14 protein-coding genes are annotated in these 16,526 nt (G+C 67.5%); 8 read left to right on the top strand and 6 right to left on the bottom strand.

Translation table 11 applies throughout. The features are described 5' to 3' along the window. Positions 1-54 precede the first annotated feature (54 nt). The 3 genes from AX702_RS05605 to AX702_RS05595 are packed head-to-tail and all read left to right on the top strand — an operon-like array spanning position 55 to position 4,084. The gene (locus AX702_RS05605; protein ID WP_197420502.1) at positions 55-1,467 is read left to right on the top strand and encodes a M20/M25/M40 family metallo-hydrolase; all 1,413 of its coding nucleotides are present in this window, start codon (positions 55-57) and stop codon (positions 1,465-1,467) included. Next, on the top strand, positions 1,464-2,717 hold the full coding sequence (locus tag AX702_RS05600; RefSeq protein WP_066777254.1) for a M24 family metallopeptidase: 1,254 nt from the start codon (positions 1,464-1,466) through the stop codon (positions 2,715-2,717). The genes AX702_RS05605 and AX702_RS05600 overlap by 4 nt, the downstream gene beginning before the upstream one ends. A gap of 23 nt (positions 2,718-2,740) precedes the next feature. Then, positions 2,741-4,084, top strand: a complete 1,344-nt coding sequence (locus tag AX702_RS05595; RefSeq protein WP_066777251.1) for a M24 family metallopeptidase — start codon at positions 2,741-2,743, stop codon at positions 4,082-4,084. A 294-nt stretch (positions 4,085-4,378) separates the two neighbouring features. Here the strand turns inward: AX702_RS05595 and AX702_RS05590 are convergent, their stop codons facing one another. After that, positions 4,379-5,722 (bottom strand): M24 family metallopeptidase, encoded by a 1,344-nt coding sequence (locus tag AX702_RS05590; protein ID WP_066777249.1) that lies wholly within the window; start codon positions 5,720-5,722, stop codon positions 4,379-4,381. A gap of 236 nt (positions 5,723-5,958) precedes the next feature. Between AX702_RS05590 and AX702_RS05585 the strand changes: the two genes are divergently transcribed. The 4 genes from AX702_RS05585 to AX702_RS05570 are packed head-to-tail and all read left to right on the top strand — an operon-like array spanning position 5,959 to position 10,262. Continuing rightward, entirely contained in the window at positions 5,959-7,314 is a 1,356-nt protein-coding gene (locus AX702_RS05585; protein WP_066777245.1) for an amidohydrolase family protein, read from the top strand. Beyond that, positions 7,307-8,443, top strand: coding sequence for a dipeptidase (locus tag AX702_RS05580; protein WP_066777242.1), 1,137 nt, complete (start codon positions 7,307-7,309; stop codon positions 8,441-8,443). The genes AX702_RS05585 and AX702_RS05580 overlap by 8 nt, the downstream gene beginning before the upstream one ends. Next, positions 8,440-9,333 (top strand): bile acid:sodium symporter family protein, encoded by an 894-nt coding sequence (locus AX702_RS05575; protein ID WP_066777239.1) that lies wholly within the window; start codon positions 8,440-8,442, stop codon positions 9,331-9,333. Before AX702_RS05580 ends, AX702_RS05575 begins: the two co-directional genes overlap by 4 nt. After that, on the top strand, positions 9,330-10,262 hold the full coding sequence (locus AX702_RS05570) for an ornithine cyclodeaminase family protein (RefSeq protein ID WP_066777236.1): 933 nt from the start codon (positions 9,330-9,332) through the stop codon (positions 10,260-10,262). The genes AX702_RS05575 and AX702_RS05570 overlap by 4 nt, the downstream gene beginning before the upstream one ends. A gap of 7 nt (positions 10,263-10,269) precedes the next feature. On the opposite strand, the gene AX702_RS05565 is transcribed toward AX702_RS05570, so the two are convergent. Genes AX702_RS05565 through bamD form a run of 5 tightly spaced genes read right to left on the bottom strand, consistent with a single transcriptional unit; the run spans position 10,270 to position 15,556 of the window. Further along, on the bottom strand, positions 10,270-10,626 hold the full coding sequence (locus AX702_RS05565) for a reverse transcriptase-like protein (protein WP_066777233.1): 357 nt from the start codon (positions 10,624-10,626) through the stop codon (positions 10,270-10,272). Next, positions 10,623-11,162, bottom strand: coding sequence for a pseudouridine synthase (locus AX702_RS05560; protein WP_066777226.1), 540 nt, complete (start codon positions 11,160-11,162; stop codon positions 10,623-10,625). The genes AX702_RS05565 and AX702_RS05560 overlap by 4 nt, the downstream gene beginning before the upstream one ends. Then, positions 11,159-12,775 (bottom strand): NAD(P)/FAD-dependent oxidoreductase, encoded by a 1,617-nt coding sequence (locus AX702_RS05555; RefSeq protein WP_066777224.1) that lies wholly within the window; start codon positions 12,773-12,775, stop codon positions 11,159-11,161. The genes AX702_RS05560 and AX702_RS05555 overlap by 4 nt, the downstream gene beginning before the upstream one ends. Positions 12,776-12,819: 44 nt before the next feature. Continuing rightward, positions 12,820-14,475 (bottom strand): DNA repair protein RecN, encoded by a 1,656-nt coding sequence (gene recN / locus AX702_RS05550; RefSeq protein WP_066777222.1) that lies wholly within the window; start codon positions 14,473-14,475, stop codon positions 12,820-12,822. Positions 14,476-14,509: 34 nt separating this feature from the next. Continuing rightward, the gene (bamD, locus tag AX702_RS05545) at positions 14,510-15,556 is read right to left on the bottom strand and encodes an outer membrane protein assembly factor BamD (protein ID WP_066777219.1); all 1,047 of its coding nucleotides are present in this window, start codon (positions 15,554-15,556) and stop codon (positions 14,510-14,512) included. A 132-nt stretch (positions 15,557-15,688) separates the two neighbouring features. Between bamD and AX702_RS05540 the strand changes: the two genes are divergently transcribed. Beyond that, positions 15,689-16,513 carry a class I mannose-6-phosphate isomerase gene (locus AX702_RS05540; protein ID WP_066777216.1) on the top strand — a complete coding sequence of 275 codons (825 nt, stop codon included), beginning with the start codon at positions 15,689-15,691 and terminating at the stop codon, positions 16,511-16,513. Positions 16,514-16,526: the final 13 nt, after the last annotated feature.

Raw genomic sequence — 16,526 nt, 5'->3', positions numbered from 1 at the left:
ACGGCCGGGGGCGCAAGGTAGCGCCTCCGGCATCTTTTTGGGTGGGGAATGATCATGAAATTGCGTTGGTGTGCCGGTGCCGCGATGGCGCTTGTCCTGTCATCGGGTGCCATGGCGGCTACGGCCGCGCCCGTGACCGACGCCGACCGGGCGATGGCACGCCAGATGCTGGAAGAGGCGATCGCCACGCCGACCGCCAAAGGGCGCGGGCAGGTGCCGGCGCTGATCGAGAAATATTCGGCGCGGCTGGGCGAGGCGGGCTTCAAGGCGGACGAGATCATGACCGTGCCGGTCGAGATCGATGGCGAGAAGACCGCGGGCCTCGTCGTGCGCTATGCCGGGCGCAATCCGGGCGCGAAGCCAATCGCGTTCCTCGGCCACATGGACGTGGTCGATGCGCTGAAGGAGAACTGGTCCACCGACCCCTATGTGCCGACCGAGAAGGACGGGTACATTTACGGGCGCGGCTCGACCGACAACAAGGCCGGCGTGACCGCGCTGGTCGCGAGCTTCATTCGCCTGAAGCGCGCGGGCTTCGTGCCGGAGCGTGACCTGCTGCTCGCCTTCTCGGGCGACGAGGAGACCGGCATGCTGACGACGCGGGCGCTGACCAAGCATCCGCTCGTCTCGCGCGCCGAGTTCGCGCTGAATTCCGACGCCGGATCGGGGCAGATCGGCGCGGACGGCAAATATCGCTTCAACATCCAGGCGGCCGAGAAGACCTACGCCAATTATGTGATCGCCGCGAAGAACCCCGGCGGGCACAGCTCCGCGCCGCGCGCCGACAATGCGATCTACGATCTCGCCCGCGCGCTGACCAAGCTGGAGGCGCTTCGCTTCCCGGTCGAATTCAACGAGATCACCCGCATCATGGTCGCCGACATGGCGAAGGAGAAGGGCGGCGAGCTGGGCAATGCGCTGACCACGCTGCTGGCGAACCCGAACGATGCGGCGGCGCGCACGGTGGCGGAGAAATACCCGCACCAGGCGAACATCCTGTGGACGACCTGTGTGGCGACCATGCTTCAGGCGGGCAATGCGCCCAACGCGCTGCCGCAGAATGCGACCGCGAACGTGAACTGCCGCATCTTCCCGGGCACCAAGGTGGAGGATGTGCGGGCGAGGATCGCGCAGACCATCGGTGACGACAAGCTGAGCGTGGCGCTGGTCGGCGAAGGCGTCGAGAGCCCGGTGTCACCGGTCAATCCAGCGCTGTTCGCCCGGCTCCAGAAGGCGATGGACGCGACCTATCCGGGCGTGACGCTGAAGCCGAGCATGTCTTCCGGCGGCACCGACGGCCGCGAATTCCGCAGCGCCGGCATCCCGACCTATGGCGCGGGCGCGCTGGCGCTGGGGGCGGACGATTCCCGCGCCCATGGGACGGACGAGCGCGTGCCGATCGCGGCGTATCTGAAGCAGCTCGATTATTGGGACGTGCTGCTGCGCGACCTGGGAGGTCGCAAGTGATCGGCGCGCTGGCACGACGCGACGTGCTGCGCGGCGCGGCGGCGGGGAGCGCGCTTGCGGCGCTGCCGGGCGCGGCGTTCGCCGGGCAGGGCGCGGCGGCAGCGTCGCTTACCCCCGTCGCGCCGATCAGCCGGGCCGAGCGCGAGGCGCGGCTGACGCGGATGCAGGCGGAGCTTCGCCGGCGCAACCTGTCGGCGCTGCTGGTCGAGGCGGGATCGAGCCTCGTCTATTTCACCGGGGTCGACTGGTGGCGCAGCGAGCGGACCACCGCGGCGGTGATCCCCGCCGATGGCCCGGTGCTGATCGTTACGCCCTTCTTCGAGGAGCCTTCGATCCGCGAGATGCTGGACGTGCCGGGCGAGGTGCGCGTGTGGCAGGAGGACGAAAGCCCCTTTGCGGTGATCGCGGGGTGGCTGAAGGAGAAGAAGCTCGACGCCGGCACGCTGGCGGTAGAGGAGACGACGCGCTTCTTCATCGTCGATGGCGTCCGCCGGCTGCTGCCGGACCTGAAGACGGTATCGGGCGCCGCGCCGGTCAATGCGCTGCGCATGATCAAGAGCCCGGCCGAAATCGCGCTGATGCAGCGGGCAAACGACATCATGATCGCCGCCTATCGCGCCACTTATGGCCAGGTGCAGGCGGGCATGACCGGCAATGAGATCAACGCGATCATGGAGCGGGAACTCACCCGCAACGGTGGCCAGCGCGCGTCGAGCAGCGCGCAGGTGGGGCCGGGCAGCGCACTGCCGCATGGGTCCAAGGAGCGACTGAAGGTCTCCGAAGGCACCGTCGTGCTGATGGACTGCACCTGCAGCGTGCACGGCTATGTCTCCGACATTTCCCGCACCTTCGTCTTCGGTGAGCCGACGGCGGAGCAGCGGCGCGTGTTCGGCCATATGCGCCAGGGGATGACGGTGGCGATGGAGGCGGCGAAGGTCGGCGCGCCGGCGGGCAGCGTGGATGATGCCGTGCGCCGCTATTACGAGAAGCTGGGTTACGGTCCGCGCTACGCCCTGCCGGGCCTGTCGCATCGCACCGGCCATGGCATCGGCCTCGACGTGCACGAGCCGGTGAACCTGGTGCATGGCGAAACCACGCCGCTGGCGCCGGGCATGTGCTTTTCGAACGAGCCGGGCCTCTACCTGCCGGGCAAGTTCGGCATCCGCATCGAGGATTGTTTCTTCATGACCGAGCAGGGGCCGCGCTTCTTCACGCAGCCGCCATCCTCGCTCGACAAGCCATTCGGATAGAAGGGGAGGGCGTGATGCCAGGAATGAAGAGCCTGTTGGGCGGCGCTGCGGCGTTCGCCATGATGGCGCTCGCGCCCGCAGCGATGGCGCAGGAAGAACAGTCCATGTCGCCGGCACTGCCGAAGATCATGAGCCTGCGCGATCAGGCGCAGCTGCGCGACGCCTGGCTGGAGCGCCGCTTCCAGACGGTGCTGCCGCAGCTGATGCGCGAGAATGGCATCGACATGTGGGTGCTGATCGCGCGGGAGTATCTGGAGGACCCGGTCGTTTCGACCATGCTGAACGCGACCAATTTGCGGGCGCGGCGTCGGACGATCCTCATCTATTTCGATCCGGGCGAGGGCAAGCCGATCGAGCGGCTGGTCGTCAGCAAGCACGGCATGGGCGCCCTGTACCAGCCGGTGTGGGACATGGAGAAGCAGCCCGACCAGTTCGCGAGCGTCCGCGAGCTGATCGCCGAGCGCAACCCGAAGAAGATCGCGCTCAACATCTCCTCCCTGACGGCGTTCGGCGATGGCCTGACCCACAGCCAGTATACCGACCTGATGAAGGCGCTGACGCCCGAGCAGCAGGGGCGCATCGTCTCCGGCTATCCACTGGCCATCGGCTGGCTGGAGACGCGCACGCCGGAAGAGATGAAGGTCTATCCCGAGATCGTGCGCGTGGCGCATGCGATCATCGGCGAAGGCTTCTCGGCCGCGGTGGTGAAGCCGGGCGTGACGACCAACGAGGATCTCGTGTGGTGGTATCGCCAGCGCGTCGCGGACCTTGGCCTGGCATCGTGGTTCCACCCTTCGGTGGAAGTGACGCGCAAAGGCGTGCCGGGCGTGCTGCGCGAAAAGGCGAGCGTGATCCAGAAGGGCGACATGCTGCGCGTCGACTTCGGCATTCACTACCTGAACTTCAGCACGGATACGCAGCATGTCGCCTATGTGCTGCGCGACGGCGAGACGGACGTGCCGGCCGGGCTGAAGGCGGGACTTCGCGACAACAACCTCGTTCAGGATGCGGTGACCAGCGAGTTTCGCGTCGGCGTGACCGGCAATGAAGTGCTGAACCGCGCGCGTGCGAAGGCGATTGCGGCGGGGCTGAAGCCGACGATCTATTCGCACCCGATCGGCTATCACGGCCATGGTGCGGGCAGCTCGATCGGCCTGTCGGAAGAGCAGAAGTTCGTGCCGACCGGCGAATACAAGCTGCGGCCGAACATCGCCTGGTCGATCGAGCTGATGGCGACCAAGGCGGTGCCCGAGTGGGGCGGGCAGATGGTCGACTTCAAGACGGAAGAGGACGCTTTCTTCGACGGCCAAACTGTCCGCTACATCGATGGCCGGCAGACCAAGTTTCACCTGATCGACGCGCGCTGAGGCGGCGCCGGCGGTTAACTCCCTTGCCCAAAACTGGGTCTCATCCGGCGACGGGTGAGGCCCTTCTTTTTGGTGGTAGAGTTGCGAGAGTTAGATCGAATGTCAGGATAACGGGGAAGTTGTGCATCATCCGACCCGTCATGCCGGGCTTGTCCCGGCATCCAGCGTGCCGCAGACCTTAAGCGGGAGGATGCGCGGAAACCTGGACCCCGGCACAGGGCCGGGGTGACGAAGTTTTGGTGATTAGTATCGTTTTTGCCTGTGTTTGGGCCGCGCGGACGAAGCGTTTGTGGCCTAGGGGCGTGGTAGGAGGATGAATTCCTCCTGCCCGCCGTCGAGGAAGCGGAAGGTGCCGTCCGGTGAGAGGAAGCCGTCTTCCTCGTGCATGAAGCGGACCTTCTGGCCGCCCCATTCGGGCACGTTCGCCTGCGCATTCAGCTCGATCGACCAGGCGGTGTTCGGATCGATGCTATAATCGCCGCGGCCGGGCGCCGGCTTCTGGCTTTCCCAGGCGCCGATCCAGGTGCCGGCGCCGTGGCCGTGATAGCCGATCGGGTGTGAATAGATCGTGCCGTCGATCCCCTCGGCTTCCACTTGGCGCCGTGCGGCTGCCAGCACCTCATTGCCGGTGCGGCCCGGCTTCAGCGCCGCGATGGTGGCGGCGCGCACGCGGTTCATCGCCGCCATGCCATCGCGCAGGCCCTTGGGCGCCTGTGTCTCACCCGGCTTCAGGACATACGCGAGCCGCTGAATGTCGGTGTTGAGACCGAGATAGGTGATGCCGAAATCGACGTGCAGCATGTCGCCCGGCATGATGATCGTGTCGCCGCGGTGGCCCATCTCCTGCACGCTGAACTTGCCCCCGTCGGCGCGCTGGATCGCGACGCTGGGCTGGAACCAGGTGTCCAGCCCGAGCGCGTTGATGCGATTGCGGAACCACCAGACGACATCGTCGGAGGTGGTGACGCCCGGGGTGATGACGCGTTCGGAGAAGCCCTCCTCGATGATCGAATGCGAAATGCGCGAGACGATCGGATAGCTCGCCATCTCCTCCGGGATGCGGGTCTCCAGCCAGCCGAGCGCGAGCCGTTCGTGCGAGACGAGGCGCTTCGCCATGTCAGGGCCGAGTGCGCGGACGATTGCCTCATAATGGGTGGAGCTGAGGCCGTCGGCGAGCGGGAAACCCTCCGATCGGTTGAGCGCGATGGTTGCGGGATTGCGCTCAGCGATGATCCTGGCCAGCTCCGCCCATTGATCGGGCTGCTCGTCCGGGTTCCAGGCCGGCTGGAAGTCGCCGACCGGATAGCGGGCGAGCGCCAGCTTCTCGATCGGCTTGCCCTCGCCCGGATCGAAGAAGACGAGGATGGTGCGGCGGCGCGCGTGGAGCCAGGTGGCCGGCAGCATCGTCGCCATCACCGGATCTTCGTTATACTCGCCGGCGACCAGCACCCACATCTGCACCTTGTCGCGCCGCATCAGCGTGGGGAGGACCTGTTCGAAGCGCAGCTTCAGCCAACGGTCCTCGGTTTCGGCGCGCCGCTCGAGCGGCAGGATCGCCGGCATCTGAAGCTCGGCCGGGCGAGCGGGCGAAGTGGCTGGCGATCCCGCCAGCGCCAGAGCCAAAAGCAGTGCCGACATTCATATCCCCCCGTTGCAGATGTTCACACTTCGCACCTTTGTTCGCTAATGTGACAAAGAACAGGGGCTGAAAAGCGAAATTTCTGACCGGGCGCGGCTTGCCCGGTGCTGGTCATGCAGCCACTGCATCGGCGAGGAAGCGTTATGGCGCTGGCGCAGCGGTGCCGTACGCGCGAAGCTGGGGAAAGGGCGAAGCCGCGATCGGTGCGGTTCGCCCGGGGGAGCAGGGGGAGTAGATGCGGTTGAAGTTTCTGGTGGCGGCGTTGGCGGTGGCCATGCCGACGATGGCCAGCGCAGGTGCGCCATCCGCCGCGCCCAAGCCGGCGACCATCTATCGCCATGCCACGCTGATCGACGGCACCGGCAGCGCCGCATCGCGCGGAATGACCGTGGTGACGCGCGGCGAACGGGTCGAGGCGGTCGTGCCCGATGCGAAGGTTACGCCGGAGATGCTGAAGGGCGCGCGCATCGTTGACCTCACCGGCCGCTATCTGCTGCCCGGGCTGATCGACAGCCACCAGCATATCGCGACGCCGCCGAACCGCCGCCGCGCCGAGGCGCTGATGCGGCGGGATCTCTACAGCGGCGTCACCGGCACGCGGATCATGGCCGATGACCTGCGATCGGTGGCCGAGATCGCGCGCGCCGCCCTGGTGGGGGAGATCGCCTCGCCTGACCTTTATTACGCCGCGCTGTTTGCCGGGCCGAGCTTCTTCGATGATCCGCGAACCTTGGCCGTCAGCGCCGGGGTGAAGCCCGGAACCGGCGCGTGGATGCAGGCGATCGATCACCAGACCGACCTGCCGCTCGCGGTTGCGCGCGCGAAGGGCACGGGGGCCACCGCGATCAAGATCTACGCCAACCTGCCGGCCGATCTGATCGCCCGGATCACGCAGGAGGCACATCGCCAGAACATGCAGGTGTGGGCGCATGGCATGGTATTTCCGACCCCGCCGGCCGACGTGATCGCCGCCGGGCCGGACGTCGTGTCGCACAGCTGCTACCTGGCCTATCAGGCGGTGGAGAAGCGGCCCGCCACCTATCAGCAGCGCGTGGCGATCGACCCTGCGCCGTTCATGGCGCGCGACAATCGGGTGATGGCGGGGCTGTTCGCCACCATGCGCGAACGCGGCATGCTGCTGGATGCCACGCTGCGGGTGTATCAGGAGGGCGAGAAGCGTGCGCAGAAGGGCGGGGCGCCGGCCTATTGCTCGCTCGATCTCGCCGCCGCGCTGACCGCGCAGGCGCACAAGGCGGGGGTCCAGATTTCCGCCGGGACCGATGGCGACACGGAAGCGGGCGCGCCCTATCCGGCCCTGTTCGACGAGATCGAGCTGCTGGTATCGAAAGCCGGGTTCAAGCCGGCGGAGGCGATCCGTTCGGCCACCCTCGTCGGGGCGCAGGCGATGGGGCAGCAAAGCGACATGGGCAGCATCGCGCCGGGCAAGCTTGCCAATATGGTGGTGCTAGCCCGCGATCCGCTGGCCGACATCGGGAACATGCGCAGCGTGGTGATGACGGTGAAGCGCGGCCGCACGTACGGGCGCGAGGAATTCAAGCCGGTGACTGCGGAGGAGCTGGGCCGTGACTGATCGACGTTCCTTTCTTCAGCTTGCCGGCGCTGCCGTTGCCGTGAGTGCCCTGCCGACAGCGGCGCAGGCGCGCGGCAAGCGCGACATGTTGATCGTAAATGCGCTGGGCGGCTTCAGTGATCCGAACGCGCGGCGCGGCGATGGGGCGGTGCCGGTGGAGCCGCGGAGCCTGCTGAGCGACCGCGTGATCGCGGATGCGCGCGCATCGGGCATGGACGCGATCAACATCACGCTGGGCCATGTGTCGGGACCGGACGAACCCTTTACGCTGACGGTGCGGGAGATCGGCGTGTGGGAGCGGCGCATCCGCGCGCGGCCGGAGGCGCTGATCAAGGTGACGTCCGCGGCGGACATCCTGCGCGCGCGCGACACCGGCCGGATCGGCGTGATCTACGGCTTCCAGAACACGACCATGCTGGGCGATGACGCCAGTCGCGTCGACACCTTCGCCGATCTTGGCGTGCGCGTGATCCAGCTGACCTACAATCCGGCCAACAAGGTGGGCAGCGGATCGATGGCGCCGGACAATGGCGGACTGACCGCCTTTGGCCGCACGGTGATCGAGCGGCTGAACGCCAATCGCGTAATGGTGGACCTGTCGCACAGCGGCGAGCGTACCTGCCTGGAGGCGGCGCGCCATTCCGCCCAGCCGATCTCCATCAATCACACGGGCTGCCGCGCGCTGACCGATCTGCCGCGCAACAAGACCGATGCGGAGCTGCGGCTGGTGGCGGAACGCGGCGGCTTCGTCGGCATCTATTTCATGCCGTTCCTCAATCCCCGGAGCGTCGCCAGCGCGGCCGACGTGGTCGCCCATATCGAACATGCCATCAACGTGTGCGGCGAGGATCATGTCGGGTTCGGTACCGATGGCGGCACCACCGCGGTGGACGACATGGCCGCCTACCGCGCCGCGATCCGGCAGGAGATTGCGGAACGCCGCGCGGCGGGGATCGGAGCCAAGGGCGAGAACCCTGACACGCTTCCCTTCGTGGAGGATCTGAGCGGGCCGGGGCAGTTCAAAAAGCTGATCGGGTTGCTGGAGCAGCGGGGCCATAAGGCGGCGCGGATCGAGAAGGTCATGGGGACGAACTTCCACCGCTACGCCGGCGACGTGTGGGGCGCATGAGCCCGGAGGCGATCGCCTTCGTCAATCAGGCGCTGGTGCCGTGCGGCCTGGCGCTGATCATGTTCAGCATGGGGCTGACGCTGGCGCTGCGGGACTTTGCGGCGATCCTTTCGGGCGGCCGGGCCGCGGCGGCGGGCTTTGCCACGCATCTGGTGGTGCTGCCGCTGCTTGGCCTCACCGTCGGCGCGCTGTTCGGCCTGCCGCCGGAGCTGGCGCTGGGGCTGTTCATCATATCCATCTGCCCGGCGGGCACGACATCCAACGCGCTGACGTTCGTCGGGCGGGGTAATCTGGCGCTGGCGGTGGTGCTGACGCTGATGACCAGCGTGGTTACTGTGTTCACGATTCCGATCCTGTTGCGCTGGGCGGTGCCATGGTTCCTGGGCGGGACGGGCGCGACGGTGCCGCAGCTCGATATCGTCAGCACCATGGGGCAGCTGGCGCGGATCACGCTGGCGCCGATCGCACTGGGCATGGTGGTGCGCCGGTTTGCGCCGGAGGCGGCGGCACGCATCGCACAGCGGCTGCGACCCACCGCGTTCGTCGTGCTGGTGGCGGTGATCGGCTTTTCCGTTGTCGTCAGCTTCGACATGGTGGTGCAGAATCTGATCGCGGCGACGCCGGCGATCTATGCGCTGAACATCGCAGCCATGGCCTTTGGGCTGATGGTCGGGCGGGTGCTGGGGCTGAATGCGCGCGATCGCATGACGCTGGCGATCGAGACGGGCGTGCAGAATGCGACGCTGGCGCTGTTCCTGACGCTGACCGTGCTGGAGAGCCTGCCGCTGGCGGTGACGCAGAATATTTATGGAATGGTCATGCTCTTCAATGCCAGTCTGCTGATCCGCTGGTTCCGGGGACGGATCACGCGCGAAGCGGTGGCGGCATGAGCATCCGGTTCATCGATGCGGGCGAGGTTGCCGAGCGGCTGCGCTACGACGTGGCGGTGCCGCTGGTCCGCGAGGCGATGATCGCGCTGTCGCAAGGGCGGACGCGCCAGTTGCTTCGCGGCATCATCGATCTGGACGGAGAGAATGCCTTTGGCGTGATGCCGGGGGCGCTGGACGCCGGGCCATTTGGCGCCAAGCTGGTCAGCGTCTTTCCCGGCAACGTCGCGCGTGGCGGCATGTCGCACCAGGGGCTGATCGTGACGTTCGACCGTGAGAGCGGTGCGCCGAGCGCAGTCGTGGACGCGGGAGAAGTGACGGCGATCCGCACCGCGGCGGCATCCGCCGCGGCGACACAGGCGCTGGCGCGTGGCGACGCGGATCATCTGGCGGTGCTGGGGACGGGCGAGCAGGCGCAGCGCCACATCCTGGCGATCCGCGCCGTGCGACCATTGCAGCGGGTGACGATCTGGGGCCGGGACGCGCGCAAGGCCGCCGCGCTGGCGGAGGAACTGGGGTGCGACGTGGCGGCATCGGTGCGCGAGGCGGTGGCGGATGCGGGGATCATCTGCACCGTCACCGCCGCGCCGGAGCCGATCCTGAGCGCCAGCGACGTTCGGCCCGGCGCGCACATCAACGCGGTTGGATCAAGCCGGGCGGGGCCGGCGGAGATTGCGACTGATCTGGTGGTGCGAAGCCGTTTCTTCGCCGATCACCGCGCCGGCGTGCTGAACCAGGGGGCGGAGTTCCTGCGCGCCAAGGCGGAAGGCCTGGTGGACGACCATCATGTGCTGGGCGAGATTGGCGAGGTATTTGCCGGGACACTCGCGGGCCGGACCTCGGGCGAGGACGTGACGCTGTACAAGTCGCTGGGCAGCATCGTTCAGGATCTCGCCTGCGCCGCCTGGCTATGCGGGGAAGAGCGCGGCTGAGGGCGGATCAGCCCTTCGCAAGCGCGATCCCGGCGAGGTTCTGCGTCCGCTTGATATGGCGGAGGCGGAAACGCGCTGGGCGGGGCAGCGCCAGATAGGCGGCGTGATGATCGACATGGGCGCGCGGCACCTTGATGGTGCCATTCGCCTGCGCGATCACGGCGGCGGCGTCACCGAGGAGAACGGCGTCAGTGAGCGACAGGCGCTCCACCAGCCGCATGGCGGCGATCAGCGCCAGCCACTCCGCCTCCATGCTGGTGCCGGGGCCGAGGCCGCGCTCGACATGGCTGCGACCGGCAGCGACGACCGCCAGCTCCATGCCGGCGGGAGCGGGGCGCAGGCCACCGTCGAAAAAGATCTTCATGCGTGGCGAAACTGCCCCGGCGGCAGATCGGCCAGCGTCCAGTCGCCGATGCTCCAGCGCACAAGGCGAAGGGTGGGGTGGCCGACCGCGGCGGTCATCCGGCGAACCTGCCGGTTGCGACCTTCCCGGATCGTCAGCGAAAGCCAGCAATCGGGGATGGCGGCGCGATAGCGGATCGGCGGATCGCGTGGCCACAAGGCCGGATCGTCGATCCGCTCGACCTCGGCAGGGCGGGTCGGGCCGTCCTTCAGGGTGACGCCGCCGCGCAGGCGGGCGAGGGCGTCGTCCGCGACATCGCCCTCCACCTGCACGAGATAGGTCTTGGGCAGCTTGAACTTCGGATCGGCGATGCGGGCCTGCAGGCGGCCATCGTCGGTCAACAGCAGCAGGCCCTCGCTGTCGCGATCAAGGCGCCCGGCAGGGTAGACGCCGGGCCGGTCGATATAGTCGGACAGCGTGGCGCGCGCCTCCGACATGCTGCGGTCGGTGAACTGGCTGAGCACGCCATAAGGCTTGTTGAACAGGAGAAGCGTCATCCCCCGACGATGCTCCAAGCGACGGCTTCCGCCGTCTTGATCCCGTCTACCGCCGCCGAGAGAATCCCGCCGGCATAGCCGGCGCCCTCGCCCGCGGGGAAGAGGCCGATCGTGTTGAGGCTGTGCCCATCCTCGCCGCGGGTGAAGCGGACCGGGGAGGACGTGCGCGTTTCGACGCCGGTCATCACCACATCGGGATGGTCATAGTCCTTAATCTGCCGGCCGAACACCGGAAGTGCCTCACGCATCGCTGCCACTGCGAAATCGGGCAGGCATTCGGCAAGGTCGGTCGGGTTGACGCCCGGGCGATAGGACGGAACGACGGTGCCGAGTGAGGTGGAGGCCCGGCCGGCCAGGAAATCGCCCACGCGCTGTGCCGGCGCCTTGTAGTTGCTGCCACCCAGGACAAAGGCGCGCTCTTCCCAATGACGCTGGAGCCGGATGCCGGCGAGGGCATCGCCCGGATAGTCGCGCGCCGGATCGATCGCGACCACGAAGCCCGAGTTGGCGTTGCGCTCATTGCGGGAATATTGGCTCATGCCGTTGGTGGCGACGCGGCCCTCTTCCGAAGTGGCGGCGACCACCGTGCCACCGGGGCACATGCAGAAGCTGTAGACGGTGCGCCCGTTCGAGCAATGGTGCGAGATGTGATATTCGGCTGCGCCCAGGATCGGGTTGCCGGCCTCGTGCCCGAAGCGCGAACGGTCGATCCAGGATTGCGGGTGTTCGATACGGACGCCGATCGAGAACGGCTTCGCCTCCACATGGACGCCGGCGTCCAGCAGCATGGCAAAGGTGTCGCGCGCGCTATGGCCGATCGCCAGGACGACATGGCTGGCGGCGAGATATTGGCCATTGTGAAGGTGAAGGCCGCGAAGCCTGCGGTTGCCCGAGCCATCGGTTTCGATGTCGAGACCGTCGACGCGGGTGGAGAAACGATACTCCCCGCCGAGTTCCTCGATCGAGGCACGCATGCTTTCGACCATGGTGACGAGGCGGAAGGTGCCGATGTGCGGGTGCGCCTCCGTCAGGATTTCGGGCGGCGCGCCGGCCTTCACGAACTCGGTCAGCACCTTGCGATTGAGGTGCCGGGGATCCTTGATGCGGCTGTAGAGCTTTCCGTCCGAGAAGGTGCCGGCGCCGCCTTCGCCGAACTGCACGTTGGATTCGGGGTTCAACTCGCTGCGGCGCCACAGGCCCCAGGTGTCCTTGGTGCGTTCGCGCACCACCTTCCCGCGTTCCAGCACGATGGGGCGGAAGCCAGCTTGCGCGAGGATCAGCGCGGCAAAGAGGCCGCACGGGCCAGCGCCGATGACGACCGGCCGGGGCGCATCGACGGGGGCGGTGACCGGCGGGTGGTAACGGGTGTCCGGCGTGAGCTGCACGTCGCGATCCTTGCGGAACCGCGCGAGCACATTGCCTTCGTTCTTGACCGCGACATCAACCGAATAGACGAGGCTGATGTTGCTCTTGTCGCGCGCGTCATGGCCGCGCCGGGCGACCGTGAAGCGGATCAACTCGCGCGGGGTGATCCGCAAGCGGCGGCAGATGGCAGCCGGGAGCGCTTCGTCGGCATGGTGAAGGGGCAGCTTCAATTCACTGAGGCGGATCATCGGCGCGCCCTTACACCGATGACAGGCTTCGCGCTAACGCGTCCTTACGCCGTTTCGATCAGGCGATCGGCCTGGGCGCGCGCTTCCTCGGTGATGGTCGCGCCCGACAGCATTCGGGCGATTTCCTCACGCCGCTCCGCCGAAGAGAGCTGACGCACGCCGGTGCGGGTGACGACGCCGTCGTTGCGCTTGGCGATCAGCAAATGCTCGGCGCCGCGCGCGGCGACCTGCGGCGAGTGGGTGACGACCAGCAATTGAGTCTGCTGCGCCAGGCGGTGGAGCCGCTCGCCAATAGCGGAAGCCACCGCGCCGCCGACACCGCGGTCGATCTCGTCAAAGATCATGGTCGCCGCGCCGCCCTCTTCCGCCAGCGCGACCTTCAGCGCCAGGATGAAGCGCGACAGCTCGCCCCCCGAGGCGATCTTGATAAGCGGGCCGAAGGGGGCGCCGGGATTAGTGGCGATCTCGAACTCGACCCGGTCCTGGCCCATCGGGCCCCATTGCTCCTCCGGCAAAAGCGCGACGGCGGTGCGGAACCGGGCGGAATCGAGCTTCAGCGGGGGCAATTCGGCCGCCACGGCGATGTCGAGCCGCTGCGCGGCGGCGGCGCGTGCCTGCGACAGCGTGGCGGCGGCGGTGGCATAGACCTGGCGCGCGGCGGCTGCCTTTGCCTCGAGCGCGGCGATCCCTTCCTCCCCGGCCTCCAGCCGCTCGCGCCGGGCGCGAAGCTCTTCGGCGAGGGCGGCGAGATCGTCCGGCTGCACGCGGTGCTTGCGCGCCATGCCGCGCAATTCGAACAGCCGCGCCTCATCGTCCTCAAGCGCCCGCGGATCAAAGGCGAGCGCCCGCATCGCCTCGCTCACCTGCTCGCCAGCATTGCCAGCCTCGATCACCGCGCGGTCGAGCGCCGTCAGCGCCTCAGCCAGTGCGGAATGATCGGCAGAGATGCGGTCCAGGATGCGCGCGGCCTGGCGCATGCGGGCAAGGGCGCCGTCCGAGCCTTCCAGCGCGTCGATCAGCGCGTTCAGATCCTCGGCGATCTTCTCGGACCGCTGCATCGTGCGGCGGCGTTCGGCGAGCGTTTCTTCCTCGCCCGGCTGTGGTGCCAGCGCATCAAGCTCGGCGACGGCGTGGTCCAGCCACTCGCGGTCGCGCGCTGCCGCCTCAATCTCTTCCCGCGCGCTGGCCAGCGTCGTTTCCGCCCCCCGCCACGCCTGCCATGCGGCGCTTGCCGTGGCGGTGTCGATCCGGGCGAACGTGTCCAGCAGATTGCGGTGGCCGCGCGGATTGAGCAGGCCGCGGTCGTCATGCTGGCCGTGGATCTCGACCAGCCGCGCGCCAAGCTCCCGCAAGAGCGCCGCGGACGCGGGCTGATTGTTGACGAAGCCGCGGCTGCCGCCATCGGCCTTCACGACACGGCGGACGATCAAGGGCTCGCCCGGCTCCGCATCGATGCCGTTCTCATAAAGCAAAGTGGCGAGATCGGCCGGCGCCTCGAACGTGGCGGTGACGCTGGCCTGGGTGGAGCCGTGGCGGACCAGCCCGCTGTCGCCGCGTCCGCCCAGCGCAAGGCCGAGCGCGTCCAGCAGAATGGACTTGCCGGCACCCGTTTCTCCGGTGAGCACGCCAAGGCCGGCGCCGAATTCGAGGTCGAGCGCCTCGATCAGCACCACGTCGCGGATCGAGAGCGCGGTCAGCATGAAGGGGCGAACGCCCGGCGAGCCGGGCGGTGCCTCACTGGTCTTGCGGCACGTCGCTCGACGACGTCGGCGGCGCGCCGGGCTGAACGCCGGTGGGCGTGGCGGTGGACGGATTGTTGCCGGCCGGCGTGGCACCGGCGCCGCCCGACGGCGTGGCCGGGGTGGGGGCACCGGGCGATTCCGCGCGCGGCGTCGGCGCGCTGTCGACCGGCAGCACCTCCACTTCCTTGCGAATCGGCGTTTCCGGCTTGGGCACCGTGGCCTGCGGGATCACCTGCTCCCCGGGAGCAAGCGGGCGAACCGTCTGCGCCGGGTTCTCGCCCAGGAGATCAAAGGCGCGCTGGTACCACCAGGTTTCCGGATAATTGGCACCCAGCACGGACGCAGCCCGCTTCGCCTCTTCACGCACGCCGAGCGCCAGATAAGTCTCGGTCAGGCGCATCAGCGCCTCGGGCGTGTGCGTCGTTGTCTGATATTCGTCGACCACGCGGCGGAAGCGCAGGGTGGCGGCAAGCCACTGGCCGCGACGCTCGTAGAAGCGGCCGATCTCCATTTCCTTGCCCGCAAGGTGATCGCGCACGAGATCGATCTTCAGCCGGGCATCGGCGGCGTAGCGGGTGTTGGGATAGCGGCGCGTGAGCTCACCCAGTGCGTCCTGCGCCTGCGCCGTGATCTTCTGATCGCGCGTAACGTCGTTGACCTGCTCGTAATAGCTCATCGCGATGAGGTAATAAGCATAAGGCGCATCGCGATTGCCGGGGTGAACCGACAGGAACCGCTGCGCACCCTGGATTGCCTCGGTATAGTTGCGCGCCAGATAGTTGCTGAACGCCCCCATCAGCTGCGCGCGGCGCGCCCAGATGGAATAAGGATGCTGGCGCTCCACCTCGTCGAACAACGCGGCGGCAACCTTATACTGGCGCTGGTCAAGCTTTTGCCGAGCGGCGCTGTACAGCGTGCCCACATCGCGCGCGACATAGGGAAGGTCGCCACCGGTGCGGTTACGGGCGCAACCGGCGATCGGCAGAGCCATGGCCGCGAGCAGCAGGGCGACGAGTGGGCGAGACGGAATGTTACGCATCGAGGGGGCCTTTAGCGCAGGGCCGCGCATGCGAACAATGCTGAAACGCGCAAGGCGTGATCTGGCGGGAAACGCATTGGTTCGGACGGCGTTCACGAGTTAGAGACAAAGCCCATCTTTGCGGGGATCCACATGACTGCAACCTTGCTGGCCACCAAGCGCGTCGAAAAGCCGTGGGGCAGACACAAATTATACCCCGGCTTTCCCGACCCGGCGCCCGAAGGCGAGCCGATCGGGGAGGTGTGGTTCCAGTCGCCGCATCCCGAAGAGCCGGAGATGCTGATCAAATATCTGTTCACCAGCGAAAAACTGTCGGTGCAGGATCATCCGTCCGACGAGGAGGCGCAGAAGCGTGGCCTGCCGCGCGGCAAGGACGAATGCTGGCTGATCCTGGATGCGGAGCCGGATTCGACCATCGCGATCGGCCCGAAGCAGAAAATGACGGCGGAGGAACTGCGGGCCAGCGCGCTCGACGGCTCGATCGAGGACAAGCTCGACTGGAAGCCGGTGAAGCCGGGCGATTTCTATTATTCGCATTCCGGGGTGGTGCATGCGATCGGCGCCGGGCTGACGCTGATCGAAGTGCAGCAGAATTCGGACACGACCTACCGCCTCTATGATTATGGCCGGCCACGCGAGCTGCATCTGGATGACGGCATCGCGGTGGCGGATCTCGAACCGTATGTCGCGCCGCTTCGGCCCGGCACGGTGGAGCCGGGGCGGACGATCCTGGTGGAAGGGCCCAAATTCGTTCTCGAACGCTGGAACGGCGGCAAGCGCCAGATCAATCTGCCCGATGGGAAGCCCGGCTGGCTGGTGCCGATCCGCGGCGAAGGCGTAGTCGGCGGCGTGGCCTGGCGCGCGGGCGAATGCGTGCTGGTAACGGGGCCGGAGCTGCTCCACGCCTCCGAAGATGCCGATCTGCTGTTTGCCTATACCGGAACGGCGCGGCTCTGATCGGCTGAGGCGG

The organism is Sphingomonas sp. CCH5-D11 (assembly GCF_001557395.1).
Taxonomy (GTDB): domain Bacteria; phylum Pseudomonadota; class Alphaproteobacteria; order Sphingomonadales; family Sphingomonadaceae; genus Sphingomonas.
This window is presented reverse-complemented; position numbering and strand designations above follow the sequence as displayed.

What these genes read in the sequence shown, in the direction of transcription:
- AX702_RS05605 (WP_197420502.1), top strand. Translation starts at nt 55, where the DNA reads ATGAAATTGCGTTGGTGTGCCGGTGCCGCGATGGCGCTTGTCCTGTCA.
- AX702_RS05595 (WP_066777251.1), top strand. Translation starts at nt 2,741, where the DNA reads ATGAAGAGCCTGTTGGGCGGCGCTGCGGCGTTCGCCATGATGGCGCTC.
- AX702_RS05590 (WP_066777249.1), bottom strand. Translation starts at nt 5,722, where the DNA reads ATGTCGGCACTGCTTTTGGCTCTGGCGCTGGCGGGATCGCCAGCCACT.
- AX702_RS05585 (WP_066777245.1), top strand. Translation starts at nt 5,959, where the DNA reads ATGCGGTTGAAGTTTCTGGTGGCGGCGTTGGCGGTGGCCATGCCGACG.
- AX702_RS05575 (WP_066777239.1), top strand. Translation starts at nt 8,440, where the DNA reads ATGAGCCCGGAGGCGATCGCCTTCGTCAATCAGGCGCTGGTGCCGTGC.
- AX702_RS05570 (WP_066777236.1), top strand. Translation starts at nt 9,330, where the DNA reads ATGAGCATCCGGTTCATCGATGCGGGCGAGGTTGCCGAGCGGCTGCGC.
- AX702_RS05565 (WP_066777233.1), bottom strand. Translation starts at nt 10,626, where the DNA reads ATGAAGATCTTTTTCGACGGTGGCCTGCGCCCCGCTCCCGCCGGCATG.
- AX702_RS05560 (WP_066777226.1), bottom strand. Translation starts at nt 11,162, where the DNA reads ATGACGCTTCTCCTGTTCAACAAGCCTTATGGCGTGCTCAGCCAGTTC.
- AX702_RS05555 (WP_066777224.1), bottom strand. Translation starts at nt 12,775, where the DNA reads ATGATCCGCCTCAGTGAATTGAAGCTGCCCCTTCACCATGCCGACGAA.
- recN (WP_066777222.1), bottom strand. Translation starts at nt 14,475, where the DNA reads ATGCTGACCGCGCTCTCGATCCGCGACGTGGTGCTGATCGAGGCGCTC.
- bamD (WP_066777219.1), bottom strand. Translation starts at nt 15,556, where the DNA reads ATGCGTAACATTCCGTCTCGCCCACTCGTCGCCCTGCTGCTCGCGGCC.
- AX702_RS05540 (WP_066777216.1), top strand. Translation starts at nt 15,689, where the DNA reads ATGACTGCAACCTTGCTGGCCACCAAGCGCGTCGAAAAGCCGTGGGGC.